This is a genomic window from Endozoicomonas sp. G2_2, assembly GCF_017744135.1.
In the GTDB taxonomy this organism is placed as follows: Bacteria; Pseudomonadota; Gammaproteobacteria; order Nevskiales; family Salinisphaeraceae; genus Salinisphaera.
The window spans coordinates 34,713-60,845 of sequence record NZ_JAGHQU010000003.1; the positions used below are offsets into that span (position 1 = coordinate 34,713).

Sequence of the window (26,133 nt, forward strand, 5' to 3'; positions counted from 1 at the left end):
GCTACTTCTGCCACGACAGAGTCGGTGGCTGCTCGCCCGGCGCATCGATGAGCCGGCGTGTGAGCAGGCTGCCGTTGGCTACATGCAAATCGATCAAGGCCTGCCGATAGGCGATGAAGGCATTGATCCGGTCCAGCCGCGCGCTCAGAAGATCACGTTGCGCCTGGGCCACAAGCAGCCCGGTCGAGCGGCCGACATCGAAGCGCGCCTGTTCGGCGTCCAGCGTTTCCTGCTGCAGGCGCACGGTCGCCGCGGTGGCTTCGATCTGGGCGGCGGCGCGCTCGGCCTCGATCACCGCATAGCGGACCTCCGCATCGATCACCCGTTCCAGGTTCTCCAGGCTGGCCTCGGCCTGGCGCACGCCCGCCCGTGCGCCGCGATCGAGCGCGCGGCCTGCGCGATTGCCGAGCGGATATTCGAATTCCAGCGCGCCGGACAGGTCGTAGGTGTCGCCGCCGTCGAGTTCGTCGTAGGCGCCACCGTAATTACGGGCGAAGCCCGTCTGGCCGAGCGTGACGAACAGATCGAGGCGTGGCAGCAGCCCGTTACGGGTCGCCACCACTTCCAGTTCGTTGCGGGCCACGTCGAGGCGCGCCTGATTGAGTTCCGGCCGGCGCCGCTCGGCGAGCGCAACGTAGTCGGCCGGCGCATCCAGCGGCGCCGCGTCGGTCACCACGTCGGTGGTTGGCGTCAGCGCGCGCTGATAGCGGATCTCGTCGGGAATGCTGATCAGCTGGAGCAGGCGAATGCGCAGGCGCTCGGCCTCCGCGCGGCCGTCGATGAGGTCCTGTTGCCGGCGCGCGGCTTCGGCGGCAAACGCGGCCTGTTCGACCCGCGCCACCGTGCCGGCCTCGATGCGCAGGCGTGCTTCGCGCGACTGCTGCTCGGCTACCGCCAGCGCGTTCTGCAGGATATCGATTCGCCGGCGCGCGCCGAGATAATCCCAGTAGGTGGTCTCCACATCCGCGACCAGGGCGGTGACGAAACCGCGCAGCTCATAGGCCGAGGCCAGCGTGTCGGTACGCGCCTGACGCAGGGCGACTAGGTTGCTGCGGATGCCGAAACCCCGCAACAGCGCCTGGGTGAGCGTGAGCCCCAGACGGGTGCCGGCCTGTTGCGGCGAACGGTTGGATGTGGACAGGTCCTGTTCGAGGCTGAGTTCCAGTTCGGTGCCGGTGGGCAGGGTCTGACGCACGCCCACGCGCGCGAGTTCGTCGTCGCTGCGCACGTCGAAGTTCTGCTGGATATCCTCCGACACCCGCTGGGCGACCTCGCGCGAGGTCTCGACGCGCGCGAAAACGCTCGGGTCGAACACGGCCCGCTCGACCGCGGCGAACGTGCCCGTGATCAACGGCTGCAGGCGCTGGGCCGTCAACGACGGGTTGTGTTCGAGCGCAAGCGCCACGGCCTGCTCGACGCTCAGATCCAGCGAATTGCGGCCGCCCGTGCGGGCCCGCCTCGCCATATCGGCCATATCGGCGAGATTCGGGCTGGCCGCGGCCTGGTTTTCTGCGGGCGCCGGGCTGGTTTGCGCTGTCGGCTCGCCCGGCAGCGGCTTCTCCGGCCAGACGAGCGCCTGCGGGTTCAGCACCGCGAGTGCGGGCGGGGCCGCGACGGCGAGCAGTACCGCGACCAGCGCTTGTCGATGAACACGCATCAGGCGGCGCTTGCCCGACGGGCCGGCCAAGCGCGATGCACGCCGGTATAGACCACCGGAATCACCACCAGGGTGATCAGCGTGGCCGTGGTCATGCCGCCGACCACCGCCCGTGCCAGCGGCGCCTGCGACTCCGAGCCTTCACCGGCGCCGATTGCCAGCGGCACGAGGGCGAACACGGTCGTTGCCGCGGTCATGAGGATCGGGCGCAGGCGTCGACGCCCGGCTTCGCGTACGGCCGCCGTGGCATCCATGCCCTCGCGCTGCAGCAGGTTCGCCTGATCGACGATGAGAATGGCGTTGTTGACCACGATGCCGATCAGCATCAGACAGCCGAGCATCGATTGCGAGTTGAGCGTGGTATTCGTGAGCATGAGCATGGCGACCACGCCGATCAGCGCCAGCGGCACCGTGACCATCACGATCAGCGGGTCGACGAGCGATTCGTACAGACAGGCCATGACCATATAGACCAGCAGCAGGGCCAGGGCGACGTTCACGCCGATTTCGCGAAACGCGGCGACCTGGGCCTCGTATTCGCCGACCAGTTGCAGATCGTAGTTGGCCGGAATCGCGATCTCGTCGAGCGCGACCTGCACATCGGCCACCACCGAACCCAGATCCCGGCCGGCGATGTTGGCATCCACGCTCACGATACGCTGCTGGTTGCGCCGATCGATTTCGACCGGGCCCTCGGAGGCCACGACCCGGGCCACGTCATCGAGCTTGACCCGCGTACCGTTCACGCCCGGCACTGGCAGATCCAGAATCTGGTTGGCGCTCACCTGCATCGGGTTGGCCAGCTGGACGCGCACCCGGACCTCGTCGCCGTCGTCGAGAAAGTAACCCGCGTTGGTACCCGCGATCGCGGTTTCGACGGTCTGGCCGATGGCCGCAACCGTCACGCCGAGATCGGCCGCCGCGCTGCGGTCGATGACGATCTCGCGCTGCGGCGCGGCGCCTTCACGCGAGGCGCGCAGATCGGTGATGCCCGGAATCGACAGGATGCGTTCCTGCACGCGGGCGACCAGATTCTGCAACACGTCGAAATCGTAGCCGCGCACTTCAATTTCCAGGCTGCCGCCGTCGCTGCCGATATCCAGCATGCGAAAGAAAAACGGCTGACGAATGCCCACGCGCACGTCGGTATCCGCCAGCTTGCCGATGGCGCCGCGCAGATCGGCCGCCACCTGCTGGCTGGTTCGGCTGCGCGCCGATGCCGACGGTAGTTCGATGCGGATATCGGCCTCGGCGCCGCCGTCGGCGCGATAGCCGCCGGACCCCACGCTGGTCACCACCGACACGGCCTCGGGCACCACGCGGCGTACGATCGCCTCGGCTTTTCGTGTCTGCGCGTCGAGCAGGCCCAGCCGGGTGCCGGCGGGCATCTGCAGGCTCACGCGTACTTCGCCTTCGTCGGTGGCGGGCATGAATTCGCTGCCCAGCTGGGTAAAGCCGATCAGCGCCGCCAGGGTGGCGACCACGGCCGCGCCGACCACGCGCCGCGGCGCGGCCAGGGCGCTTTCGAGCAGGCGCCGGTAGGCGCTGTCTATGCGTGCATACAGCTGGCTGCCGGTGCTCGCGACCCGTTGCATGGCCACCCGCTGCGGCGCACGCCGGGCGCCCACGAAACGGGCGGTGAGCATGGGCATGGCGGTGAGCGCAACGATCAGCGAACAGGTCAGCGCCAGCGCGACCACGATTGCCAGTTCGCGGAACAGCTGGCCGGCCAGTTCGCGGGCGAACAGCATGGGAATGAAGATCGCCAGGGTGGTCAGCGTGCTGGCCACGATCGGCCCGATGATCTCGTTGCTGCCCGCCACCGCGGCCACGTGTGCGGATTCGCCCAGTTCGGCGCGCCGGCGCTGTATGTTTTCGAGTACCACGATGGCCGAATCCACCATCATGCCGACGCCGAGCGCGAGGCCGCCGAGCGTCATCAGGTTGATGGTGTAGCCGAAGCCGTACATGAGCGCGAATGTGGCGATCAGCGACACCGGGATCGCCACCGACACGGCAAGTGCGGCGCGCAGATGGCCCAGAAACACCAGCAACACCACAAAGGCCAGCACGCTGCCGTAGACCAGTGCGCGCGAGACGTTGGCGATCGAGCGGTTGATGTAGTCCGCGGTATTGAAAAACGGCGTGATCCGCACCTGCGGGAATTCGCGGTTGAGGCGTTCAACCTCTCGCGTGATGCGTTCGGCGACCTCCACCGTGTTCGCGCCCGACTGCTTGCGTACCCCCATGCGCACGCCGCGTTCGCCGTTGATGCGGATCAGGCGGGTCTCGCGTTGCTGGGTGTCGCGCACCTGCGCAATGTCGCCGAGCGTGATCGGCGTGCCTTCGCGCACGAGCACGACCGCACGGCGCAGATCGTCGAGATTCTTGAACCGGCCGGGCGTACGCAGCGCCAGCTCTTGGTTGCCGATCTCGATCGAGCCGGCGGGCAGGTTGCGGTTGGCGGCATCCAGCGTGTCGCGGATATCGGTGAGCGACAGGCCCAGGGCGCGTACGCGGTCGATATCCAGATTGACCTGGATCTCGCGTTCGGGCTCACCCCAAACCTCGACCGCGGCCACGCCCGGAATCTGCTGCAGGCGATAGGAGAGCTGGTTGTCGATCAGCCGGCGCAGCTCGATCGGGTCGATACCGCTGGCCAGACCCAGCCCCATGACCGGCAGATCGGAGGTATCGAACTTGCGGATACGCGGGCGGCCGGCGTCGTCGGGCAGTTCGTCGAGCTCCGAGAACAGGCGATCGCGCACATCGTTGGCGGCGGCATCGATATCGGTGCCCCAGCCGAAGCGCAGGGTTACATCGGCGGTGCCCTCGACCGAGGTCGACTCCATGTCTTCGAGCCCGGGCGTGGCGCCCACGGCCTGTTCCACACGCCGGGTGACCAGCTCCTCCATGGTTTCGGGGCTGGCGTTCTCGTAGTCGACCGAGACCGTGAGCGTCGGCGTTTCGATGTTGGGCAACAAATCGACCGGCAGTCGGCTCAGGGCCACCCCGCCCAGCAGCAGGGCGATGGCCATGACCATCGAGGTCGCGACCGGCCGCGCGACCGAAAACGCCGGCAGGGTTCTCATGCGTCGCCGGGCGCGTCGGCCGCGCTATCCGCGCTGGCATCCAGCGCCACGCCGATGCCGTCCTCGAGCTGGGCCTGGCCGAGTGTCACCACCGGGCCGTCGAGCGTGGTCGGGGCACGCAGCGCGATCCGGTCATCCTGGGTGAAGGCGACGTCGACCGGCACGAACCGCGCCGTGGTATGGGCCGTGTCGACGACGAACACGCCGTCGCGTCCGTCGCGACGTACCAGCGCGGCACGCGGGACGACGAGTGCGTCGTCGAGCCGATCGGCCACGAGGCCGACCTGCACGAACATGCCGGGGGCGAGACGGCCCGACGTGTTGGGCACGCTCAGTTCGACACGCGCGCGCCGGGTTTCCGGATCGAAGACGGGCGCGATGCGGGTGATCTCGGCGTCGTAGCTCGCGCTTGCCGCACCCGCGATGCGCAGGCGCGCGCGCTGGCCAGCCGCCAGAAGCGGGTAGACGGCTTCTGGCACCTGGATGACCGCGGTCAGCGGGCGTACCGACACGATGCGCAGCAGCGGCGTGTTGGCGGCCACTGTGTCGCCGGGTTCGACCATGCGCTCGCCCACCCGACGGCGGCTGTCGGCTTCCGGCCAGTTGGCGCGAATTTCGGTATAGCCGAGACGAATCCGCGCGGTTTCCACCTGCGCTTTCGCCTCGGCTATCGAGGCCCGCGCGACCGACCGGGCGGCATCGGCGTTGGCCGCTTCGGCATCGGCGGCATCCAGTTCGGCGGTGGCAGCAATGCCCTTGGCGTTGAGCGCGCGGACGCGTTCGCGAGTGCGTCCGGCCGTGCGGGCGTCGCTGCGGGCCTGCTCGTACTGCGCTCGGGCGACCTGCAGCCGCGCCTCGGCCTCGGCCAACGCCTGGCGATATTCCTGATCGTCGAGAGTGACCAGCGTATCGCCGCTGGCCACGGCATCGCCGATATCCACCGCCACCGATTCGATCCGCCCGGCGATCTTGGGGGCGACGGTGAGCTGGGCACTGGGCTCGAGGCTGCCCGAGTATTCGCGAATATCTTCGACATCCGCCTGCTGTGCCGGGCTGGTTTCGACCGCGACCCGGCCGGCCGGCGTTTCGGTTCCGAGGCCGGTTTCGGTCGGCATGCCGTAGACCGTGATCACGAGCAGTGCGATCACGATGCATGCGCCCGCGGCCAGCAGCGCGCCGCGGCGCGTCATGCGCCGGGTTCCGCGGTCAGGGCCACAGGCGGCATCCAGTGTTTCATCGACACAGTATCGTGCAGAACGGGCGGCGCGCTGCAGCGTTGCGCGGCGCGATATTTATCCGGTAAAACAAGTGCAGCGTGTTTCAACGTGCGGTCATCAGGCCGTGTCATGCTGGCTTCTGCAGCGAAACGATGCGAAGCGCGAAACAGGAGTGAACGGTTCGTGATGACGATTCCACGCATACTAAAGCTCGATGCGGGCGGTTTGCCCGTGGAATGGGTGGACTGGCGCGAGGCGGTCAGTCTTTATTTCACGGACAAGATTGCATGGGAAGCCGGCAGCGAGAAAATCCGGCTGCGCGGCGGACGTTCCCGCGATACCGGTATTCGCAGCCATCTGGAGATCGATTCCATCATCGCGGTACGCGATCGTTCGCATCGATTTGCCCGTAACCTGGTGCCGGCGTTGACGCGGCGCGAACTGTTCCATCGCGACGGCGGCCTGTGTCTGTATTGCGGTACCCGCCTGAGCTTTTCGCAGATGCAGATCGAGCATGTCGTGCCGCGCTCCAAGGGCGGCGAACATGCCTGGACCAACGTCGTGTCCACCTGCGAAGGCTGCAACCGGTTCAAGGACGACCGCACCCCGGAACAGGCCGGCATGAGCCTGCTCGCCTTGCCCTACGAGCCCAACCTCGCGGAATGGCTGATCCTGGCCAACCGGCGCATCCTTGCCGACCAGCAGGCCTTTCTGGAACGGCTCGCGCCCAAGCGCAAGGCGCGCTTCGACGGCTGATTTGCGGCGGAACAAGTCCGCTACAAGCTATGACGATTGAGATGCCGGCGGACGCGCCGTATCCGAATATGCGTGCGCGGCCCATATCTGCTCGCCTAATTCACTTGGCCTCACGCGAAGCCGCAAAGACGCGAAGACAAACACGTTCTTGATCTTTGCGCCTTGGCACCTTTGCGTGAGCCATAGTGCTGCGGAGTGGGGCCTGCCACCGCAGCAGACTACCGGGACACCGTCGAAAACACTTTCTTCACGATCGCGGAGCCGGTCTGTGCGGGGTTGGCACGGATCTTTTGCTCCTGCTGGCCGATCACCGCGAACAGGCCGTCCAGCGCCTGCTGGGTGACATAGTCGTTGACGTCCAGATTCATGCCCGGCACGAACTGCAGCATGGGCTTGGCCTTGGAGGTCAGCGACTCGTAGCGCGATACCGCCTGCGATTGGGCCGTGGTATTCGCGATGATCGGCTCGAACTTCGCCGCCAGGTCGTCGCCGGCCTTGTCGCGCAGGTATTCGGTGGCCGCAGTGTTCGAGCCCTGCAGGATGTCGTAGGCATCGGCCACGCTCATGTTGTTGATCGTTTCCCGCACGATCGGCCCCGCTTCGGCGGTCGCCTGCTCGGCGGCGCGATTCATCGACAGCTGGAAGCTGTCCATCTGGTTGCCGAAACCGGCGCCGCGCAGCATGGTCGAGGTCTTGTCCATCCAGCCGGGCAAGGGAATACGGCGGGCGGCATCGCCCCAGAAGCCGTCGGTCTGGCCGAGCTGGGTGACCGCGGCCGATGCGCCGTCGGCCAGCGCGGCACGCAGGCCCGACACGACCTCGCTCTCGGGCAACTGCTGTGCGCTGCTGTTGCCGTTGGCGCCCTCCATGCTGCCCATGAACTGCTTGAACCGATCGCCCAGGCTCTGGGCGCCGACTGCCGAGGAGGCCGCCAGCGCGCCGCTGGCGATGAGGCCGATGAGTGCACGTCGCATAGTCGCGTAGTCCGTTGTTTCGTCTTGCGGCAGCGATCATACCGCGAGGTCGCGCACGGCAAGCGAACACGCTGCGGCGAACGTTGTCGATGCGCGACGGCAGGCAGACAATGCAGGCCATGACACCCACACGCGAACAGATCACGGCCGGCATCCTCGCCGGCGGCGCCGGGCGCCGGCTCGGCGGTATCGACAAGGGGTGGTATGTGGTGGGCGAGCGCCCGCTGATCGAACACACGATCGCGCGGGTGGAGCCGCAGGCCGCGCATGTCGTCATCAGTGCCAATCGCTCGCGGCGGCGGTACGGCGCGCTCGGCTGGCCGGTGGTCGGCGATGCCGACGACAGCTATCGCGGTCCGCTCGCGGGTATCGCGCAGCTGTTGCAGGCCGCGCCCACGCCCTACCTGCTCGTGGTGCCGGTGGACACGCCGCAACTGCCGGGTGATCTGGCCGACCGGCTGGCCGCCGCGATGGCTGTAAATATCGATCTGTGCGTGGCCCGCTGCGGCGGTCGTCGGCAGCCACTGCATGCACTGATCCGGTGTGAACGTGCTGCCGGCCTGCGCGAGGCGCTCGCGGCGGGCGTCGCGCGGGTGGTCGACTGGCAGGACGGATTGCGGACCCGCGTGGTGGATTGGCCGGACTGCCAGGCCTTTGCCAATATCAACGCGCCGGTGGATGCGCGGCAACTCGCCGGCCTGCGCTGACTGCAGCGCATATTCCCCCGTCGCAGCGTCTATCCATCACGAGTCGTGACATGCCCCAGTCTTCCGAACAGTCTGCCTTTCGCCCGTCGCCGGAAAACACGCCCATGCCGCTCGCCCAGGCGCGGGCGCGCATCGTCGACGCGATTACCCCGATCGCCGACACCGAGCGGGTGGCGCTGCAAAACGCGTTGCACCGGGTGCTGGCGGAGCGGGTGATCGCCGGCGTCAACGTGCCGGGCGCGGACAATTCCTCCATGGACGGTTACGGCTATCGCGCCGGTGATGTCGACGTCGATGGCGCGGCGCTCGATGTCGTCGGCGAAAGCCTTGCCGGACATCCCTTCGCCGGGCGGGTCGGCGCGGGCCAATGTGTGCGCATCATGACCGGCGCCGTCGTGCCGGACGGCGTGGATACGGTGGTCATGCAAGAGAACACCCGCGCCACAGGCGAGCGCGTGGTGATCGAAAAGCGCCCCGCCTCGGGCAGCAACATCCGCGCGGCCGGCGAGGATCTGCGCGCCGGCACGACCGTACTTGCGCCAGGCCATTATCTGCGGCCTGCGGATATCGCCGTGCTCGCGTCGGTGGGCGTGGCCGAGGTGTCGGTGGTGCGTCGGCCGCGGGTCGCCTTCTTTTCGACCGGCGACGAGCTGCGCCCGGTCGACGGGCCGGCCGGCCAATCGCTGGCGCCCGGCGAGATCTACGACAGCAACCGCTACGGGCTGGCGGCACTGATTTCGGAACTGGGCATGGAGGGCGTCGATCTCGGTGTGGTCGGCGATTCGCCGGCCGCGCTGCGCGAGGCGTTTCGGAAGGCGGCGGTCTGCGATGCCGTGGTGACCAGCGGCGGTGTGTCCGTGGGCGCCGCAGATTTCGTGCTCGACGTGCTCGGCGAGCAGGGAACCGTCGACTTCTGGCGGGTAGCGATCAAGCCCGGTAAACCGCTGGCCTTCGGCACCCTCGGCCATGCGCGGTTTTTTGGCCTGCCCGGCAACCCGGTATCTACCGCGGTGACTTTCATCCAGATGGTGCGCCCGGCGCTGGTCCGCATGGCTGGCGCGACGCCGGCCGAGCCGATTCGCCTGGCGTTGCCGACGCTGGCGGATCTGCGCAAGAGTCCCGGTCGCGAGAATTTCCTGCGTGCGCGGCTCGTCAACCGCGACGGGCGCGCGGCCGTGGAGCCGGTCGATCACCAGGGCTCCGGCGTGATGCGCTCGATGAGCCGGGCCGACTGTTTCATCGTGTTGCCGGCCGCGCAGAACGACGTGCCCGCCGGCGAGATCGTGCCGGTCGAGCCGTTCGCGCAGACGATCTGGGGCCAGCCGGAGAGCTGAGCGTTATCGGGTTTCGCCGCCTGCCCGGACCGGCGCCCCAACTTTGGTCGCATAAATGCTTGGGTGCGCCATACAGCTGCTAGGGTAACTCCCCTAACTCGTACGCGTTGCGCCGCGACGCTCGCTGGCAGGGGGATGAATGGCCGGTTTCTTCGACAAGTCCAATACGGTGGCAAAGCCCGGTTTCAACCGATGGATGGTGCCGCCCGCCGCACTGTGCATTCATCTGTGTATCGGTCAGGTTTATGCCTTTTCGGTATTCAAGATTCCGCTGACCCAGGTTATCGGCGTAACCGAGTCCGCCAACGGCGACTGGTCGCAGGCCACGCTCGCCTGGATCTTTTCCCTCGCGATCGCCGCGCTCGGTCTGGCGGCGGCCTTTGGTGGCCAGTGGCTGGAGCGGGTCGGCCCGCGCAAGGCCATGGCGCTTGCAGCCGCCTGTTTCGGCGGTGGCTTCATCATCTCGGCTTTCGGCGTGTGGACGCACCAGATCTGGCTGATCTACCTCGGCTACGGCGTGATCGGCGGCATCGGGCTGGGCATCGGTTATATCTCGCCGGTATCGACGCTGATCAAGTGGTTTCCCGACCGGCCCGGTCTGGCGACCGGCATGGCGATCATGGGCTTCGGCGGGGGTGCGATGATCGGCTCGCCGCTGGCGACGTCGCTGATGGCGTTCTTCTCGGGCCCGGAATCGGTCGGCGTCGGTTCGACGTTCGTTGCCATGGGCATCATCTACTTTGTATTCATGATGATCGGCGCGCTGATCGTGCGTATCCCCGCGAAGGACTGGAAGCCGGAAGGTTTCGATCCCGAGCGTGACGGCAAGCAGGACAAGATGATCACTAATCATCATGTCCACGTGAACCAGGCGATGAAGACGCCGCAGTTCTATTTCATCTGGCTGGTGCTGTTCATGAACGTCACCGCCGGCATTGCGCTGCTCGAGCAGGCGTCGCCGATGGCCCAAGAGATGGTGGGCACGAGTGCGGCGGCCGCGGCCGGTTTCGTGGGTGTGCTGTCGATCTTCAACATGGCCGGACGCTTCTTCTGGGCGTCCACGTCCGATTACATCGGCCGCAAGATGACCTATGTCATCTTCTTTGTGCTCGGCATGCTGCTCTATGCCGCGGTGCCCACGGTCGCGGCCAGCGGCAACATCGTGCTGTTCGTGCTCGCCTGCTGCATCATCGTGTCGATGTACGGTGGCGGTTTCGCCACCGTGCCGGCCTATCTGCGCGATATCTTCGGCACCATGCACGTGGGCGCGATTCACGGCCGCCTGCTCACGGCCTGGGCGGCTGCGGGTGTCGTCGGCCCGGTGCTGCTCAATCAGCTGCGCGAGGGTCGCATCGAGGCCGGCGTGGCGCCGGCGGATGCCTACACCACGACGCTCTACATCATGGTGCTGCTGCTGGCCGCGGGGCTGGTGTCCAACCTACTCGTGCGTCCGGTGGCGGACAAACATCATTACCGGGGTGATCCGAGCAATCCCGAGTAGCGCTGGGCGGCGGGCGCGGCCAATTCGTGCCCGCCCGCTCCATGAAACTACGGATTGATCAATCTGCATAATGCAGGAGACAATAATGAATACTGAAGCCACCTCAGCCGCCACCACGCCGACATGGCAGATCGCCGCCCTCTGGGCCATGGTCACGATTCCTGCGCTCTGGGGGTTCTGCGAGACGCTGGTCAAGGCGCTGCGCCTGTTCACGGGTTGAACGATCGCTCGGCCGGCGTTACCGGCTGACGGCCCGTCGTGTTCGGCACGGCGGGCTTTTTTCGTCTGCTGGATGCAGCGCTGAAACGGGCCGACACGAATCGTGCGTACGTCGATGGGCGATCAGGTTGAGCACAGGCACGGGCCGGTACGCCGGCCATGGGACCCACAGGAGACCCCGCATGGATGACGTTGCAGAGCAGATCGAGATCACCGTCGACGGCCAGGCCGTGCGCGCCCGGCCCGGCCAGTTGCTGCCCGAGGCGCTGGAGGGCACCGGTATCTATCTGCCGCATGTCTGCTATCACCCGAGCCTCGGGCCGCTGCAGACCTGCGATACCTGTTTCGTGGAAATCGACGGCAATCTGGTGCGCGGCTGCAGCGTGGCGGTCAAGCCGGGCCTGGATGTCACCATCGAAAGCGACACCGCGCATGCCGCGCGGCATGAAGGCATTGATCGCATCGCCTCCAATCACGATCTGTACTGCTCGGTTTGCGACAACAACAACGGCAACTGCGACGTGCACAACGCCGTGCGCGACATGGCCGTGCCGGGCCAGCACTACGAATACCGCGGCAAGCCGTACGAGAAGGACTATTCGAACCCCTTCTATATCTACGACCCGGACCAGTGCATCCTCTGCGGGCGCTGTGTCGAGGCCTGTCAGAACCTGCAGGTCAACGAAACGCTGTCCATCGATTGGTCGCGCGATCGCCCGCGGGTGATCTGGGACGACGACGTGCCCATCGAGGATTCGTCGTGTGTTTCCTGCGGCCACTGCGTGACCGTATGCCCCTGCAACGCGCTGATGGAAACCTCGATGATCGGCAACGCCGGGCCCATGACCGGGCTGTCGCCGCAGGCACGCGGGCGCTTCCAGCAGCTCGGCCGCTCGGCGATCGATCTGGTGAAGGCGGCCGAACACACCACCGGCTTCGGGCCGATCTTCGCGGTGTCGGAAGTCGATGCTGCCATGCGCGAGACCGAGCTCAAGCGCACCAAGACGGTCTGCACCTATTGCGGTGTGGGCTGCTCGTTCGAGATGTGGACCCGCGATCGTGAGCTGCTCAAGGTTCAGCCGCAGCCCGAAGCGCCGGCCAACGGCATCTCCACCTGTATCAAGGGCAAGTTCGGCTGGGGCCATATCAACAGCGAACATCGCCTGACCAAGCCGCTGATCCGCGACAACGGTGCCTTTCGTGAAGCCGAGTGGGACGAGGCGTACGCTTTGATCGCGCGCCGCTTCAACGAGATTCGCGACGCCCATGGCGCCGACGCGCTGGCGTTCATCGCCTCCTCGAAATGCAGTAACGAGGAAGGCTATCTCATGCAGAAGTTCGCCCGCGCGGTGATGGGCACGAACAATATCGACAATTGCTCGCGCTACTGCCAGGCGCCGGCCACCGAAAGCCTGTGGCGCACCGTGGGTTACGGCGCGGATACCGGCTCGATTGCCGATCTGGAAGCCGCCGAGCTGTTGATCATCGTCGGATCCAACACTGCCGAGAGCCATCCCGTGATCGCCACGCGGCTCAAGCGCGCCAAGAAACTGCGCGGTCAGACGCATCTCGTCGCCGATCTGCGCAAGAACGAAATGGCTCAGCGTGCCGACATGTTCGTCAAACCCGAGCCGGGCACCGACATGATCTGGCTCAACGCCGTGGCCAAGACCATCATCGAGATGGGCCGCGCGGACGATGCGTTCATTCAGAAGAACGTCGAGCACTACGACGACTATGTGAAAAGCCTCGAGCCGTTCACCATGGAATTCGCCGAGCAACGCTGCGGGCTGTCGCGCGACGAGCTCGATCGCATGGTCGACATGGTTCTGGAAGCCAATACCATCTGCGGCATCTGGGCCATGGGCGTGACCCAGCACACTATGGGTGCGGACACCGCCACTGCGCTGTGCAACCTGCTGCTGGTGACCGGCAACTTTGGCAAGTTCGGCACCGGCGGCTATCCCATGCGCGGCCACAACAACGTGCAGGGCGCGAGCGACATGGGCTGCATGCCCGATCGTTTCCCCGGCTACGATTTCATCAGCGACGACACCGTGCGCGTGCGCTACGAAGACGCCTGGGGCGTTGAGCTGCCCACCGGCAAGGGCCTGAACAACCACGAGATGGTCACCACCATCCACGATGGCGATCTGAAGTCGCTGTATGTGGTCGGCGAGGACATGGGCATCGTCGATTCGGACGCGCTGCACGTGCAGTCGGCGTTCGAGAAGCTCGACTTCATGGTCGTGCAGGACATGTTCTTTTCGCGCACCTGCGAGTACGCGGATGTCGTGTTGCCGGCCAGCCCCTCGGTCGAGAAGGAAGGCACCTTCATCAACACCGAGCGGCGTATCCAGCGGCTCTACGAGGTGTTTCCGCCGCTCGGCGACTCGCGTCCGGACTGGCGTATCCATACCGAGCTGGCCCGCGCCATGGGCGCGGACTGGCAGTACAGTCATCCGTCCGAGATCTTTCACGAGATGGCGTCGCTCGCCGACATGTTCGCGGGCGCACACTACGACGCGCTCCAGGGCTTCAACTCCCAGCAGTGGCCGGTCGCGGCAGACGGCACGAGCCAGGCGAATCTGTACTCCGACGGCCAGTTCCATTTCGACAGCGGGCGGGCGCGTTTTCACCCGGTGCACTGGAACGAGCCCACCGACCAGCCCGACGACGAGTTCGATCTGCACCTGAACAACGGCCGCCTGCTGGAACATTTCCACGAAGGCAATCTCACCGACGAGACGGCGGGCATCGTGTTCAAGATCGAGCGCAGCTTCGTGGAGGTGTCGCCCGAACTGGCCGCCGAGCGCGGCGTGAAGGCCGGCAGCATCGTGCGCCTGGTCTCGCGGCGCGGCGCGATCAAGGTCAGCGTTGAGGTCACCGACCGTGTGCAGGGCAAGCAGATGTACATGCCCATGCACGGCAAGAAGAACATCGAGGCGATCAACGTGCTCACCAGCTTCGAGTCGGACAAGGACACCGATACGCCGGCCTACAAGGAGCTGGCGGTGAAGATGGAAGTGCTCAGCGTCGACGGTCATCCGCCGCTCAAGGCGAACAACCAGCGCAACGCCACGCCGAACCCGGTCAGCGGCGTTCAGGTCAATCAGAAATGGCAGCGTGACGACTACAAGCGCCCGCCGAAGGCGCGCCCGGTCGACAGCGGGCTGTAAGCGCTTTCATTCACGGACTTCAGGACTTTGCCATGGCAGAACAGATTCACTATCGCCCCGCCGAGGCCAAACGGTTTCGCGAGGAAACGCTTGACGAGTTCGAGCGCCTGCAAGGGCGCGTCGCCGAGATCAATGGTCTGCTGGATGAGCTTTACGACTCCGGTCTGATCCGCTGGATCAAGGATTTTGCCGGTGCCTTCCCGCAGATATCGAGCATCGCCGTGGAGGGCATGAACACGCCCGAGGGCCATGCGGGCATGCGCAATCTGCTGGTGGTCGCCAAGCAGCTCGGCAAGATCGATCCGGACCAGCTCGAGCGCACCTTCGAAGCCGCGAACGCCGGGCTGGCCAAGGCCGGCGAGCCCGCTAGCGAGGACACGCCCTACAACCCGCCCGGCATGACCGGCGTGTTCAAGCTCCTGCACGACAAGGAACTCTGGGCCACGCTGTCGCCGCTGATTGCGGGCGCGAAAGCGTATTCCGAAGCCCAGCGGCGTCAGCAGAGCGAAGACAAGTCGGACAGCGAAAAGAGCTGAGGCCGCGGGCGCGCCGCGGCTGGGGTCAGATCACGCCCAGAGCTGTCAGCGTGAATACGCCGGCCGTGATGGTCGCGCTCGCGGCCAGCGTGGTCACGGCGACGATGTTCGCGGCCAGGCGCGCATTGCCGCCCATCGCCTGCACCATGATGAAGCTGGCCGCGGCCGACGGCGTGGCGAAGAACAGATAAAGCAGGCCCAGCTCGCGGCCGGCGAAGCCGCACAGCCAGGCCGCGAGCGTGGCGCCGGCGGGAAAGATCACCATCTTGATCAGCGACGCCGAAAAGGCGATCCCGCGTGCCTCGTAGAGCGCGCCCAGCGAGAGCGTGCCGCCAATACAGATCAGCGCCAGCGGCAGGGTGAGGCGGGCGAAATACTCGCCGGATGTCATCAGCCACTCCGGGATCGGCGCGCCGATCGCCGCGACCGGAATCGCAACCACGGTGCCGATGATCAACGGATTGGTGGCAATGCCGCGGCTGATGCTGCGCCAGTCCGCCTGCTGGTCCGGCTGATACCAGGTGAGGATGAGCACCGACAGCGTGTTGTAGAGCAGGATGACGAGGCCGACGAGAATGCCGCCCGCCGACAGGCCAAAATCGCCGTACATGCTCGCCGCCAGCGCCAGGCCGACGATGCCGCAGTTGCCGCGAAACGCGCCCTGGACATAGACGCCGCGTTCGATCCGTTCCACGCGCCAGATCGCCCAGAGCCAGGTCAGGCCGAAGCAGGCGAAGGTCGCCACGGTGAAAAACGCCATGAGCCCGGGCAGCAGCGCCTGCGACAGATCTGCTTTCACGATGCTGATGAATACCAGCGTCGGCATGCTGCCCTTGAACACCAGCGTCGAGGCGGTATCGATGAAGCGATCGTCGATCCAGCCGGCTTTCTTGAGCCCGATGCCGAGGAAGACCATCGAAAACACCGGCAGGGTGACGTTGAGCGTCTGCAGAAAGACAGCGAAAAGATCCATGACGAGATCGCGCGGGTGAGGAACGGGAGAATGGAAAATGCGTTGCACGCGGCGTGCCGGATTGCCGGTGGGCCCGGCATGGTCGGCGCGGCGCTGCGATGCGCGTGCAGAATACACGGGTCCATACCACACGCCCCGCAATCAACGCCCGCAGTACGGGTTGATCGGTTACCGTAAGCGCATGAAATCCAGCGACAGCGCCGACTCCCGAACCACGTCCGAGCCCCCGCGCGCCACCGCGCAGGCGCGCCAGGTCGTGCGTATCCGCGCCTATGGTCGCGATGGGTTTGGCGCACGTGACGACACGCTGGCGGTCGAACGCGCGCTGGAGATCCACGTTGCCGGCGCCGATCCGCTGATCACCATGCGCACGCCCGGCGCCGACGCCGAGCTCGCCGCCGGGCTCATGCACGGCGAGGGCGTGATCCGCTCGCGCGACGACATCGTCTACCTGCGGCCCGCGCCGGGCGAGGACGACGTGATGCGGCTCATGCTCAAGCCCGAGGCCCGCGCGCGCCTCGACCGGGTCGAGCGCAACACGCTGGCCACCAGCGCCTGTGGCGTCTGTGGCAAACCGAGTTTTTCGCCGCCCACGCCCGGCAACGACGGTTCGGCTGCGAGCGGGCCGGGGCAGGTCACGCCTGAGCTGTTGCTTTCGCTGCCCGAGCGCATGCGTGCGGACCAGGGCGTGTTCGACGCCACCGGCGGGCTGCATGCGGCGGGGCTGTTCGATGTCCGGGGCACGCTACTGTCGATTCGTGAGGACGTGGGCCGCCACAACGCCCTCGACAAACTCATCGGCGCGGCGCTGCTCGAAAACCGTCTGCCGTTGTCCGACGGCATCGTCATGCTGTCTGGGCGCGCCAGCTACGAGCTGTTGCAGAAGAGCGTGATGGCGGGCGTGCCGATCGTGTGCGCGGTGTCCGCACCCAGCAGCTATGCGGTGGCGTTGGCTGAACAGTTCGGCGTGACGCTGGTGGGTTTTCTGCGCGGACACCGCTTCAACGTATATACCCATCCGCAGCGTCTGGCCGGCGTCGACGACTGATCCGTGCCGCGTTGGCGTGCCCTGTGCGGCCTCGATCGCATCGTGCCACTTTCGCCGCATTGCTGCCTGTTGCAGCGGTCTGGTATTTCTGGCGGTTGAACCGTCGCGTTCGCGCGGCTCGCGCTTTTCAACGATGAGGTGAACAAATGGCCAGAAATATGGCGAGCAAGGCCAGTCTCTGGGTGGCGACCGTCGCCTGCGCCGGACTGCTGCTGGCAGGCTGCGGCAGCGGCGACGACGCGGATCAGGTCGATGCCAAGAGCTCGGCCGAAGGCCAGAGCAGCGAGCCGGTAAGCCTGATCTTCGGTACCGGCGGCACCTCGGGCAGCTACTACCCGATCGGCGGTGCGCTCAAGCGCGTGTTCGAGCAAAGCGAGCAGATTGCCGGCGTTCAGGTCGTGTCCACCGGCGCGTCGGTGCAGAACATCAACAACATCGAGGACGGCACCAACCAAATGGCGCTGGTGATGAGCGACGTGGCCTACGACGCCATCAACGGCCAGGGCCAGTTCGCCGATCGCAAGGCCGACATCCAGACCGTTGCCGGGCTGTATCCGAACGTGGTGCAGATCGTGGCGACCGCCAACAGCGGCATCGATAGCGTGGCCGACATGAAAGGCAAGCGCATCGGCGTCGGCAAGGTGGGCTCCGGCGTCGAGCAGAGCGCCAAGAAAGTGCTGGAAGCGGCCGGCATGACCTATGACGATCTCGCCCGCGTGAGCCATACCGGCTATGCCGACAGCGTGACGGAAATGAGCAACGGCAATCTGGACGCTGCGTTCTTCACCTCGGGCGTGCCCAATTCCAGCATCACGGGGCTCATGCAGAACACCGACGTGAACTTCGTCAACGTCGACGGCGAGACCGCCAAGAAACTGCTGCAGGATTACCCCTACTACGAGAAATACGAGATTCCGGCCAACGCCCCCGAGCGCTATGACCTCGACGGCGCCGTGAACACGGTGGCGATCCGCAACCTGCTGATCGTACCCGCGTCGATGTCGGATCAGGTCACCCGCGAGCTGGCCAAGCGTTTTTACGAGTATCTCGGCACCGACAAGGTTTCCGTCGGCGCGCTCAAGCAGTTCGACCGCGAACGCATGGACGAGGACGTCGTGGTGCCGGTCGCCGCCGGCGCGCAGGCGTTCTACGACTCGATCTCGGAAGGTGGCGACAGCGGCGAGTCTGAGGCCAGCGAGGACAACGCCGGCTGACGTGCCGGGTAGCGCGCGCCGATGACGGCAGGTCGCCGGCGGGTCCTCGTCGGCGCCAGCGTCGCGTCGGCGCTCGTCGTGCTGGCGCTCGCCGCGAGCCTGTGGCCCGTTCACTGGCTCGTGGTGCGCGACGACGCCGGCCTGCGGTTCGCCTTTCAGGCCGATGACGGCTCGCGTTTTTCGCTCGCCTGGCGCCATTCGGTCGAACAGGAAGACTGGATCGAGACCTTCGCCGTGCGCGACAGCGCCATCGTGCTCGTCGCTACGCGCTTCAAGACCTTCGGGGCCGGCGTGCCCGCCGCTGCCGGTCGCCGCACGAGGCTCGAAAACGGCTGGGTGGTCATGGACGGTATCGATCGTGTGGTCGACCCCTACGCCGTCCAGGCGGCGGCCGCCGAAAGCTACCGTGTGCGCTGGGACGAGGGCCGCTGGTTCGCGCTTTCGCGGGCTTCGACTTCGCCCATACTTCGTTTCGCCGTGATTCGCGCGCCGCTGACCGCGGTGATCGGCGGTTTGCTGCGCGTCTGGCGCGCCCCTGCAGCAGGATTGCCATGAGTTCAGATACCCGCCACGCCGAGCCGGTCGAACCGGAAGTGGCCGACCCGGAAACCCTGGAGAAGTACGACCGAGAAAGCCGGGTGCGCCATGCGCTGCCACGGCGGGTGATGCAGTTCGTCGTGGCGGTGTGCGTGATGCTGGCGCTGTTTCATCTCTACACGTCGTTTTCCGGGCCGCTGGTGGACGTCGTTCAGCGCAGCATCCATCTGTACACGCTGCTCGGGCTGACCTTCGTGATCTATCCCTGGGCGATGCGCGGATCGCGCGAGCGCGTGGCCATCGGCGACGCGATACTGGCGGTGGCCGCGTTCGCGATCGGCATCTACATGGTGTTTGCTGCCGATCGGGTGATCGCCTCGGCGGGGCGGATCAACACGCTGGATATGGTCGTCGGGCTGGCCGCGCTCGCGCTCGTGGTCGACGGTGCGCGGCGAGTGACCGGCTGGGGGTTGCCGGGCCTGGCCGTGCTGTTTCTGGCTTACGGCTTCTACGCCAAGCTGTCGTTCTATCCTCAGCTCAACGGCGATATCGTGCTGGCGACCACGCGCCAGATCGTGTCGCATCTGGTGTATATCACCGAAGGCCTGCTGGGGACGGCAATCGCGGTGTCGGCCAGCTATATCATTCTGTTCATTCTATTTGGCGCCTTCCTGGTCAAGTCCGGGCTGGGGCGGCTGTTCAACGATCTGGCCCTGGCGCTGGCCGGGCCGTCGAAGGGCGGACCGGCCAAGGTGGCCGTGGTGGCCAGCGGCTTTCTCGGTTCGATCAACGGGTCGGCGATCGCCAATGTGGTAACGACCGGTGCGTTCACCATTCCGCTGATGAAACGCACGGGCTACAAGGCCAATTTCGCCGGCGCGGTCGAGGCGGCTGCCAGTGTGGGTGGCCAGATTCTGCCGCCGATCATGGGCGCGGCGGCTTTCATCATGGCCGAGGTGTTGGGCGTGCCCTACACGCAGATCATGCTCGCCGGCATCATCCCGGCGCTGCTGTTCTATCTGGGTATCCTGTTTCAGGTGCACTTGCGGGCCTCGCGCAACGGTCTGCAGGGCATCCCGCGTGCGCAACTCACGCCGCTGAAAACCGTGCTGCTCGAGCGCGGGCATCTGCTGCTGCCGATGGTCGTGCTGCTGTGGCTGATCTTCGACGGCCGCGCGCCGTTTTTTGCCGCGTTCTGGTCGGTCGCGGCGACGGTTCTCATCTGCGGCACGCGGAGGGTCGTGGTGGGCCTGACGCTCGTGCTCGTCGCACTGGTCTTTGAGCCACAGATCTGGGCGTTGGTCGATGGTCGCCCGCTGCCGGGGCTGCCGACGGACCGGCTCTGGCTGTTCGCCATCATCGCCGTGCCGGTGGCGATCAATGCGATCCGCACGCGCATGGGGTTGCAGTCCGAAGTCATGGATATCGCCGAGTGTCGCGACGCGATGACCGAAGGCGTGCGCAACTCGATCCCGGTAGCGATCGCCTGCGCCGCGGTGGGTATCGTGGTGGGCATCGCGACGCTGACCGGCATCGCGCTCGACGCCGCCGATGCCGTGGTCAACCTCGGCCAGGCCATTCCATCCGAAATGCTGCGTCTGCTGGTCACGCTCGCGCTCACCATGGGCGCGTCGATCGTGCTCGGCATGGGGCTGCCGAGCATTCCCTGCTACATCATCACCTCGACCATGGCCGCGCCGATATTGCTGCAGCTGCCGCTGTTTCGTGAGCTGGCCGGCTCCGGCGATACCGCGATCTTTGTGGCGCACATGTTTGTGTTCTACTTCGGCATCTTCGCCAATCTCACGCCGCCGGTCGCGCTGGCCGCCTATGCCGGGGCGGGCATTTCGGGCGGTTCGCCGAACGCCACCGGCGTCCAGGCCATGAAGCTGGCGATCGCGGGTTTTGTGGTGCCGTACATGTTCGTGTTCGCCCACAGCATGCTCATGATCGACGCGACCTGGCTCAACGTTGCCACCGTCGCGGCGACCGGCATCGTCGGGGTGCTGCTGTTGGCCGTAGCGGTCGAGGGCTATTTGCGGCGCGAGCTCAGTGCCGTCTGGCGTGTGCTGGCGCTGGCCGGGGCGCTCGCGCTGATCTATCCGGGCTGGCTCAGCGATGGCTTCGGTGCCGCGGTCGCCGTGGCGCTGTTCGCGATGGGCAGCGCCGGCAGCGGTCGATCCGGAACGCTATCGATGGCGCGTGGCTGACTACGGGCCAAGCCGGCGATCGCCCGGGCCTGTTAGGATTTGCGCGTTCATTCAACACGGCAGTAGCAAGCCATGACCAAGAATCTCACCGACTGGGAAACGCTGGAACGAGACGAAACCCGCGGTTTCGAGACGATCGGCATCGAAAACGAGGACGGCTGGGAAATCGAAGTCCGCTTCGATGACAACACCGAGTCCCGTCGCACCGATCGCAGGCCCAAAACGCGCGAGGAAGCCATTCAGACAGGCCAGGAACTGGCCAAGATGGGCTAGTACGCCTGTTTTGACGCGCGCCCGGCCCCTCGTCGTCGCACCGATGACGAGCGGCCGGGCTTTTTTATGCCTGGCGCAAGGCAGAACGCTGCGCGTTCCAGTTCGGCGCGACGACGTTCCGGATTTGACTTGTGATTGGAAAAGTATGATTTTCTAAAGTCCAGGTTTCATCACCCATGTCATCCGGAGCCGTCATGTCCACAGCCGCCGAAAACATCAAGCACACCGACGATGGCAAGCCCGACGTCGTACCCGAACGGCGCGACCTGCATTTCCTGCCGCCGGAAGACCGTATTCACGACTGGCACAAGCTCGGTGCGCACATGACCCAGTTCATGAACGCGCTGTCGCTGTTCTTTCCCGCCGGTGAGCGCATGTTCATCGATGCCGTGCGCGACTACCGCGAAGAGATTCCGGACCCGGATCTGAAAAAGGCCGCCACGGCATTCATCGGCCAGGAAGCGATCCACAGTCGCGAGCACAAGGAATACAACGAGCTCATGGCGCGCCAAGGCCTGCCGGCCGAGCAGCTGGACGCGTTCGTTTGGTCGTTTCTGGATTTCATCAAGAAGCGCACGCCGCGCTCGTTCCCGCTGTCGGCCACGATCGCGCTCGAGCATTTCACTGCGCTCATGGGTAACTCGATTCTCGACAACCCGGATGCCATTGTCGGCTCGCAGGAGGACTACACGCGCATGTGGCAGTGGCATGCGCTTGAAGAGATCGAGCACAAGTCGGTCGCCTTCGATGTCTACGACCGCTGCGTGGGGCGCGGCCCGATCGCCTATGCCGAGCGCGCCGTCGGCATGGTCGCCGCGACAACGATCTTCTGGCCGCTGGTCGCGTATTTCTATTACCGCATGACGCAGGCCAGCGAGGCGTGCCGCAAGGAAGGCTGGCGTGGCCATCTGCGCGTGTTCAACACGCTGTTTGGCCGGCCCGGCGTGCTGCGGCGTCAGCTGCCCGAGTGGGCATCGTACTTTCGCTACGGTTTTCACCCGTGGCAGCAGAACAACAGCCATCATCTGAAGATGATCGATGCACTGGTCGAAGAGACCGAGGGCGCTTACGCCACGAAGCACTAGCGATGAGCAGTCGGTGGGCTCGAGTGTGTGCCTTGTCCGCGAGTGCAATATTGCGGGTGATCTTGTGCAGGCAGGATCGTGGTTCTCGCGGGCGCGTTTGGATGAACTGCGCTGGTTGATTTTTACCTGAGGTTTCGCGCTGCTGCGCGAGTCACTTTTATTTGCTTGCCCAAATAAAAGTAACCAAAACAAAGGGCACCCTGTCTTGCGTCGGCGCTACGCGCCGATGCCCTGCGCGGCTTCGTCCGCAAGCGGGCCAGCCGGAAACTCGCTGCGCTCAGACATCCGGCTGTCTTATCCGCTTGTGGCCTCCACTGCTCGGCGCTACGCCCAAGGGGACCGAATACAGACAAAGACAGGCTCGCTATCGCTTCGCCAAGGTCGCGAAGCGATATTCCTCGGAAAAAGCCGAAGGCGAGTCCGACCGGAACGTAGCTAAACACCGCAACTTCGACTTGGCAGCTGTTTCAACTCGGTTGCTGAGTAGGCCGCGCTGTATTCGGGTCCCGTTTGGCGCGACGAGAAGCACAGGGCCGAAGGGTGTCCGGCGCATGCGCCGGTGCGGCCAGCATGTTTGAGGATCGCCAAAGCGATCCGAGTTCTGGCCGCATCCCTTCGGACCGAGCATCGCAGTGAACCGGCGCGCTGCGCGCCGGCGCGTAATCCGGGTGTCTTTTTCCTTTGCTTACTTTCTTTTGGACAAGCAAAAGAAAGTGAGTCGCACAGCAGTGCGAAACAAAAGGTTCGACAAACTCGTGAGTACTACGCCACCGAGTCCAGGTAGCCGCAGCGGGGGCGGCCTGGCAGCGCGAACGCTATCGCACCGGCTCGCGCCGTTTCGCTGGCGCACTCACCACGATCACGCCACTGATGATCGCGATACCCCCCACGATGAAGTTCCACGTCAGCGCCTCGTCGAGCAGGAGCGCGCCGAACAGCACGCCGAAAACGGGCGACAGAAATGAGAACACGCCCAGCCGCGAGGCGAGATAACGTCGTAACAGCGCGAACCACAGCAGCAGCACGCCGAAGGCGATACCCAGGGTCTGGAAGGTCATGCTGGCGAGCACGGGGTCGGTGACGTGAATATCCGACAGGTCGCCCATGACCGCGGCGAACGGCAGCAACAGCAGCCCCGCGATCACGAGTTGGTAGGACAACGTCAGCGTGGGCGGCTGCTCGGACAGCTTCGTGGTGCGGATGACCACCGTGGTGGCCGCCCAGCCCATGCCCGCCATCGTGCCGAGAATGTCGCCGATGATCAGCGACGACACGGCGGGCCCGTCTGCGCTGCTGCCGGCGCCGGTCGGCGCCATGGCCAGCACGATGCCGGTAAAGGCGACCGCAATGCCCACCCAGTGCCGTACCCCGAGCTGCTCGCCGGGCACGAGAAAATGCAGGCCGAGCGCGGCAAACACCGGCGCGGTGTAGAGGAAAACGGACATATGCGAAGCCGTGGTATAGCCCAGCCCGAGCGCGACGAAGCAGAATTCGCTGGCAAATCCGAGGCCCACGGCCACGCCCGGCCAGAACACCGCGCGTGCATCGGCGACGCGCACGCCGCGTGCATAGGCCACGGCCATGACCAGAAACGCCGCCAGCGTTGAGCGAATTGCAATCTGCGCCAGCGGCGCGATATCCGCGGCCACCCATTTGATGGCGACCTGCTGCAGGCCCAGCGCCAGACAGAACACCAGCATCAGCAGGCTGCCCTGCATATCGAGCGCGCGCCGCGTCGCCTGCGGGGAAAAGGTTTTAAAAGTGTCTGCGCGCGTGCTCATGGCAATACGGTCGGCCCCGGGGAACAGGCGCACAGCTAAGCACCGGGCAAACAGCTGTGCAAACCATTAAACTGCAAGACCAGGCTCAGGAAAATTCAATCGCATGATCGAGCGGCTGCCGTTAAACGCTCTGCGCGCCTTCGTGTTCGCGGCGCGCCATGAAAGCTTCAAGGCGGCAGCCCTCGATCTGCATGTCACGCCGGGTGCGATCAGCCGCCATATCAAGCAGTTGGAAGGCGCGCTCGGGGTCGATCTGTTTATGCGCCATCCGCACGGTGTGAGCCTGACCACGCGCGGTGCACGGCTTGCCGATGAAGCAGGCGACGCCCTTGCCGCGTTGTCGCGCAGCGTAGAGGTGGCCTGCGCCAGGCCGCGCTCGGCACCGCCGCTTACGGTCAGCGCATCGCCGTCGCTTATCCAGCACTGGCTGTTGCCGCGTCTTGCCGACTTCGAAAATCGCCATCCCGGCGTCGATCTCGCGCTCGAGGCGAGTGCCAATCTCGTCGAGCCGGCCTGGCGCGCGGATCGTGCGCAGGTCAGCATTCGCTACGGGCAGGGGCCGTGGCCCGGGGTGCGGTGTACGCCGTTGATGGACGAAACCCTCTTTCCGGTATGTTCGCCTGCGCTGCTCGAGCGTGGCCCGCCCCTGGAGACCCCGGCGGATCTCGCGCGGCACACGCTGCTGCACGTGACCTGGTTGTCGAATCAGGCCGAGCTGTTCCCCGGTTGGCGCGCCTGGCTGGACGCTGCCGGGGCCCCGGACGTGGCGGTGCCGGTGCATCGGCGCTATTCGCTGTTCGGACTGGCCCTCGACCAGGCAATTGCGGGGCGCGGCGTGGCGCTGACATCGAGCGTGCTGGCGGCAGACCGGTTGGCCAGCGGCGTACTGGTGCGCCCGTTCGGTGATCGCTTCGCGCTGGCCTCGCCGTTTTCCTACGATCTGCTCATGCCTGCGCACGGCGAGGCCCCGCCCGCGGTGGCCGCGTTCACCGAATGGCTGGTGGCGCAGGCCGCGCATTTTCGCGGTGACGCGCGCTAGGCACGGGCCGGAAATGGCGCGCTCCTGGCGCGGTCAAAACCGGTGGCGCGCAAGCGAGGGTTCAGATCGGGCGCCGTATCAGGTCTAATGCGCGCGTATTCAACGTTGCCGGCCGTACAAGGAAGCTGCCATGGACGAGAACGTCACCGTCATCAACCACCCACTGATCGCGCACAAGCTCACGCTGATGCGCCGCAAGAACTCGTCCACCCAGAAATTCCGCAGTCTGCTGCGCGAAGTCGCCCATCTGCTGACCTACGAGATCACCCGCGATCTCGAACTCACCACCGAGCTCATCGAGACCCCGCTGCAGGAAATGGACGCGCCCACGCTGGCCGGCAAGAAGCTGTGCTTCGTGTCGATCCTGCGGGCGGGCAACGGCCTGCTCGAAGGCATGGTCGAACTCATGCCCTCGGCGCGGGTCGGGCATATCGGCATGTTCCGCGATCCGGATTCGCTGCAGGCCGTGGAGTACTACTGCAAAGTACCCCAGGATATCGGCGAGCGCCGCGTGATCGTGGTGGACCCGATGCTGGCCACCGGCAATTCGGCGATCGCCGCCATCACGCATCTCAAGAAGCAGGGCGCACAGAACATGAAGTTCCTGTGCCTTCTGGCCGCGCCGGAAGGTGTGAAGGCCTTGCGCGAGGCACATCCGGACGTGCCGGTGTTCACCGCGGCCATCGACGACCGCCTGGACGAGCACGGTTATATCCGCCCGGGGCTGGGTGACGCGGGCGATCGGATGTACGGCACGAAATAGCCGCTTGGGGGTGGATTGCGATTGCCAGCGGGCTACTC

At 65.7% G+C, this 26,133-nt stretch carries 21 protein-coding genes; 15 read left to right on the forward strand and 6 right to left on the reverse strand.

The genetic code is table 11. The features are described 5' to 3' along the window. Position 1: 1 nt before the first annotated feature. Genes J7355_RS04240 through J7355_RS04250 form a run of 3 tightly spaced genes read right to left on the reverse strand, consistent with a single transcriptional unit; the run spans position 2 to position 5,939 of the window. Positions 2–1,657 carry a TolC family protein gene (locus J7355_RS04240; protein WP_209060215.1) on the reverse strand — a complete coding sequence of 552 codons (1,656 nt, stop codon included), beginning with the start codon at positions 1,655–1,657 and terminating at the stop codon, positions 2–4. Then, positions 1,657–4,749: an efflux RND transporter permease subunit gene (locus J7355_RS04245; RefSeq protein WP_209060220.1), complete on the reverse strand. Its 3,093-nt coding sequence runs from the start codon at positions 4,747–4,749 to the stop codon at positions 1,657–1,659. Before J7355_RS04245 ends, J7355_RS04240 begins: the two co-directional genes overlap by 1 nt. Beyond that, a complete protein-coding gene (locus tag J7355_RS04250; RefSeq protein ID WP_209060222.1) occupies positions 4,746–5,939 on the reverse strand; it encodes an efflux RND transporter periplasmic adaptor subunit in 1,194 nt (397 codons plus the stop codon). Before J7355_RS04250 ends, J7355_RS04245 begins: the two co-directional genes overlap by 4 nt. Positions 5,940–6,152: 213 nt before the next feature. On the opposite strand from J7355_RS04250, the gene J7355_RS04255 reads away from it, so the two are divergent. Next, a complete protein-coding gene (locus tag J7355_RS04255; protein ID WP_209060224.1) occupies positions 6,153–6,722 on the forward strand; it encodes an HNH endonuclease in 570 nt (189 codons plus the stop codon). A 218-nt stretch (positions 6,723–6,940) separates the two neighbouring features. Here the strand turns inward: J7355_RS04255 and J7355_RS04260 are convergent, their stop codons facing one another. Beyond that, positions 6,941–7,696 (reverse strand): DUF4197 domain-containing protein, encoded by a 756-nt coding sequence (locus J7355_RS04260; RefSeq protein ID WP_209060226.1) that lies wholly within the window; start codon positions 7,694–7,696, stop codon positions 6,941–6,943. Between the two features lie 110 nt (positions 7,697–7,806). Here J7355_RS04260 and mobA point away from each other — a divergent pair, with 110 nt between their 5' ends. From mobA to J7355_RS04285, 6 genes are all read left to right on the forward strand, one after another. Continuing rightward, the gene (gene mobA / locus J7355_RS04265) at positions 7,807–8,403 is read left to right on the forward strand and encodes a molybdenum cofactor guanylyltransferase MobA (protein ID WP_209060229.1); all 597 of its coding nucleotides are present in this window, start codon (positions 7,807–7,809) and stop codon (positions 8,401–8,403) included. Positions 8,404–8,453: 50 nt separating this feature from the next. Next, on the forward strand, positions 8,454–9,737 hold the full coding sequence (gene glp, locus J7355_RS04270) for a gephyrin-like molybdotransferase Glp (RefSeq protein ID WP_209060230.1): 1,284 nt from the start codon (positions 8,454–8,456) through the stop codon (positions 9,735–9,737). Between the two features lie 139 nt (positions 9,738–9,876). Further along, positions 9,877–11,238 carry an OFA family MFS transporter gene (locus tag J7355_RS04275; RefSeq protein WP_209060232.1) on the forward strand — a complete coding sequence of 454 codons (1,362 nt, stop codon included), beginning with the start codon at positions 9,877–9,879 and terminating at the stop codon, positions 11,236–11,238. 85 nt (positions 11,239–11,323) lie between these two features. Further along, the gene (locus tag J7355_RS17870; RefSeq protein ID WP_280637565.1) at positions 11,324–11,458 is read left to right on the forward strand and encodes a hypothetical protein; all 135 of its coding nucleotides are present in this window, start codon (positions 11,324–11,326) and stop codon (positions 11,456–11,458) included. A 181-nt stretch (positions 11,459–11,639) separates the two neighbouring features. Further along, a complete protein-coding gene (fdhF, locus tag J7355_RS04280) occupies positions 11,640–14,636 on the forward strand; it encodes a formate dehydrogenase subunit alpha (protein ID WP_209060234.1) in 2,997 nt (998 codons plus the stop codon). Positions 14,637–14,668: 32 nt separating this feature from the next. After that, a complete protein-coding gene (locus J7355_RS04285) occupies positions 14,669–15,172 on the forward strand; it encodes a hypothetical protein (RefSeq protein WP_209060236.1) in 504 nt (167 codons plus the stop codon). 25 nt (positions 15,173–15,197) lie between these two features. Here J7355_RS04285 and J7355_RS04290 read toward each other — a convergent pair whose 3' ends face one another. Next, positions 15,198–16,145, reverse strand: a complete 948-nt coding sequence (locus tag J7355_RS04290; RefSeq protein ID WP_209060238.1) for an AEC family transporter — start codon at positions 16,143–16,145, stop codon at positions 15,198–15,200. 160 nt (positions 16,146–16,305) lie between these two features. Here J7355_RS04290 and fdhD point away from each other — a divergent pair, with 160 nt between their 5' ends. From fdhD to J7355_RS04320, 6 genes are all read left to right on the forward strand, one after another. After that, positions 16,306–17,193 (forward strand): formate dehydrogenase accessory sulfurtransferase FdhD, encoded by an 888-nt coding sequence (gene fdhD / locus J7355_RS04295; RefSeq protein ID WP_209060240.1) that lies wholly within the window; start codon positions 16,306–16,308, stop codon positions 17,191–17,193. 146 nt (positions 17,194–17,339) lie between these two features. After that, positions 17,340–18,407, forward strand: coding sequence for a TAXI family TRAP transporter solute-binding subunit (locus J7355_RS04300; protein WP_247739774.1), 1,068 nt, complete (start codon positions 17,340–17,342; stop codon positions 18,405–18,407). A 21-nt stretch (positions 18,408–18,428) separates the two neighbouring features. Then, positions 18,429–18,962, forward strand: coding sequence for a DUF1850 domain-containing protein (locus tag J7355_RS04305; RefSeq protein WP_209060242.1), 534 nt, complete (start codon positions 18,429–18,431; stop codon positions 18,960–18,962). Beyond that, positions 18,959–21,154, forward strand: coding sequence for a TRAP transporter permease (locus tag J7355_RS04310; RefSeq protein ID WP_209060248.1), 2,196 nt, complete (start codon positions 18,959–18,961; stop codon positions 21,152–21,154). The genes J7355_RS04305 and J7355_RS04310 overlap by 4 nt, the downstream gene beginning before the upstream one ends. Before the next feature lie 72 nt (positions 21,155–21,226). Next, the gene (locus J7355_RS04315) at positions 21,227–21,427 is read left to right on the forward strand and encodes a hypothetical protein (protein ID WP_209060250.1); all 201 of its coding nucleotides are present in this window, start codon (positions 21,227–21,229) and stop codon (positions 21,425–21,427) included. Between the two features lie 194 nt (positions 21,428–21,621). Next, on the forward strand, positions 21,622–22,512 hold the full coding sequence (locus J7355_RS04320) for a metal-dependent hydrolase (protein ID WP_209060252.1): 891 nt from the start codon (positions 21,622–21,624) through the stop codon (positions 22,510–22,512). Positions 22,513–23,327: 815 nt separating this feature from the next. Here J7355_RS04320 and J7355_RS04325 read toward each other — a convergent pair. Further along, the gene (locus tag J7355_RS04325) at positions 23,328–24,293 is read right to left on the reverse strand and encodes a DMT family transporter (protein ID WP_247739775.1); all 966 of its coding nucleotides are present in this window, start codon (positions 24,291–24,293) and stop codon (positions 23,328–23,330) included. Between the two features lie 103 nt (positions 24,294–24,396). On the opposite strand from J7355_RS04325, the gene J7355_RS04330 reads away from it, so the two are divergent. Then, on the forward strand, positions 24,397–25,332 hold the full coding sequence (locus tag J7355_RS04330) for a LysR substrate-binding domain-containing protein (protein WP_209060256.1): 936 nt from the start codon (positions 24,397–24,399) through the stop codon (positions 25,330–25,332). A 130-nt stretch (positions 25,333–25,462) separates the two neighbouring features. Continuing rightward, positions 25,463–26,095, forward strand: coding sequence for a uracil phosphoribosyltransferase (gene upp / locus J7355_RS04335; RefSeq protein ID WP_209060258.1), 633 nt, complete (start codon positions 25,463–25,465; stop codon positions 26,093–26,095). Positions 26,096–26,133: the final 38 nt, after the last annotated feature.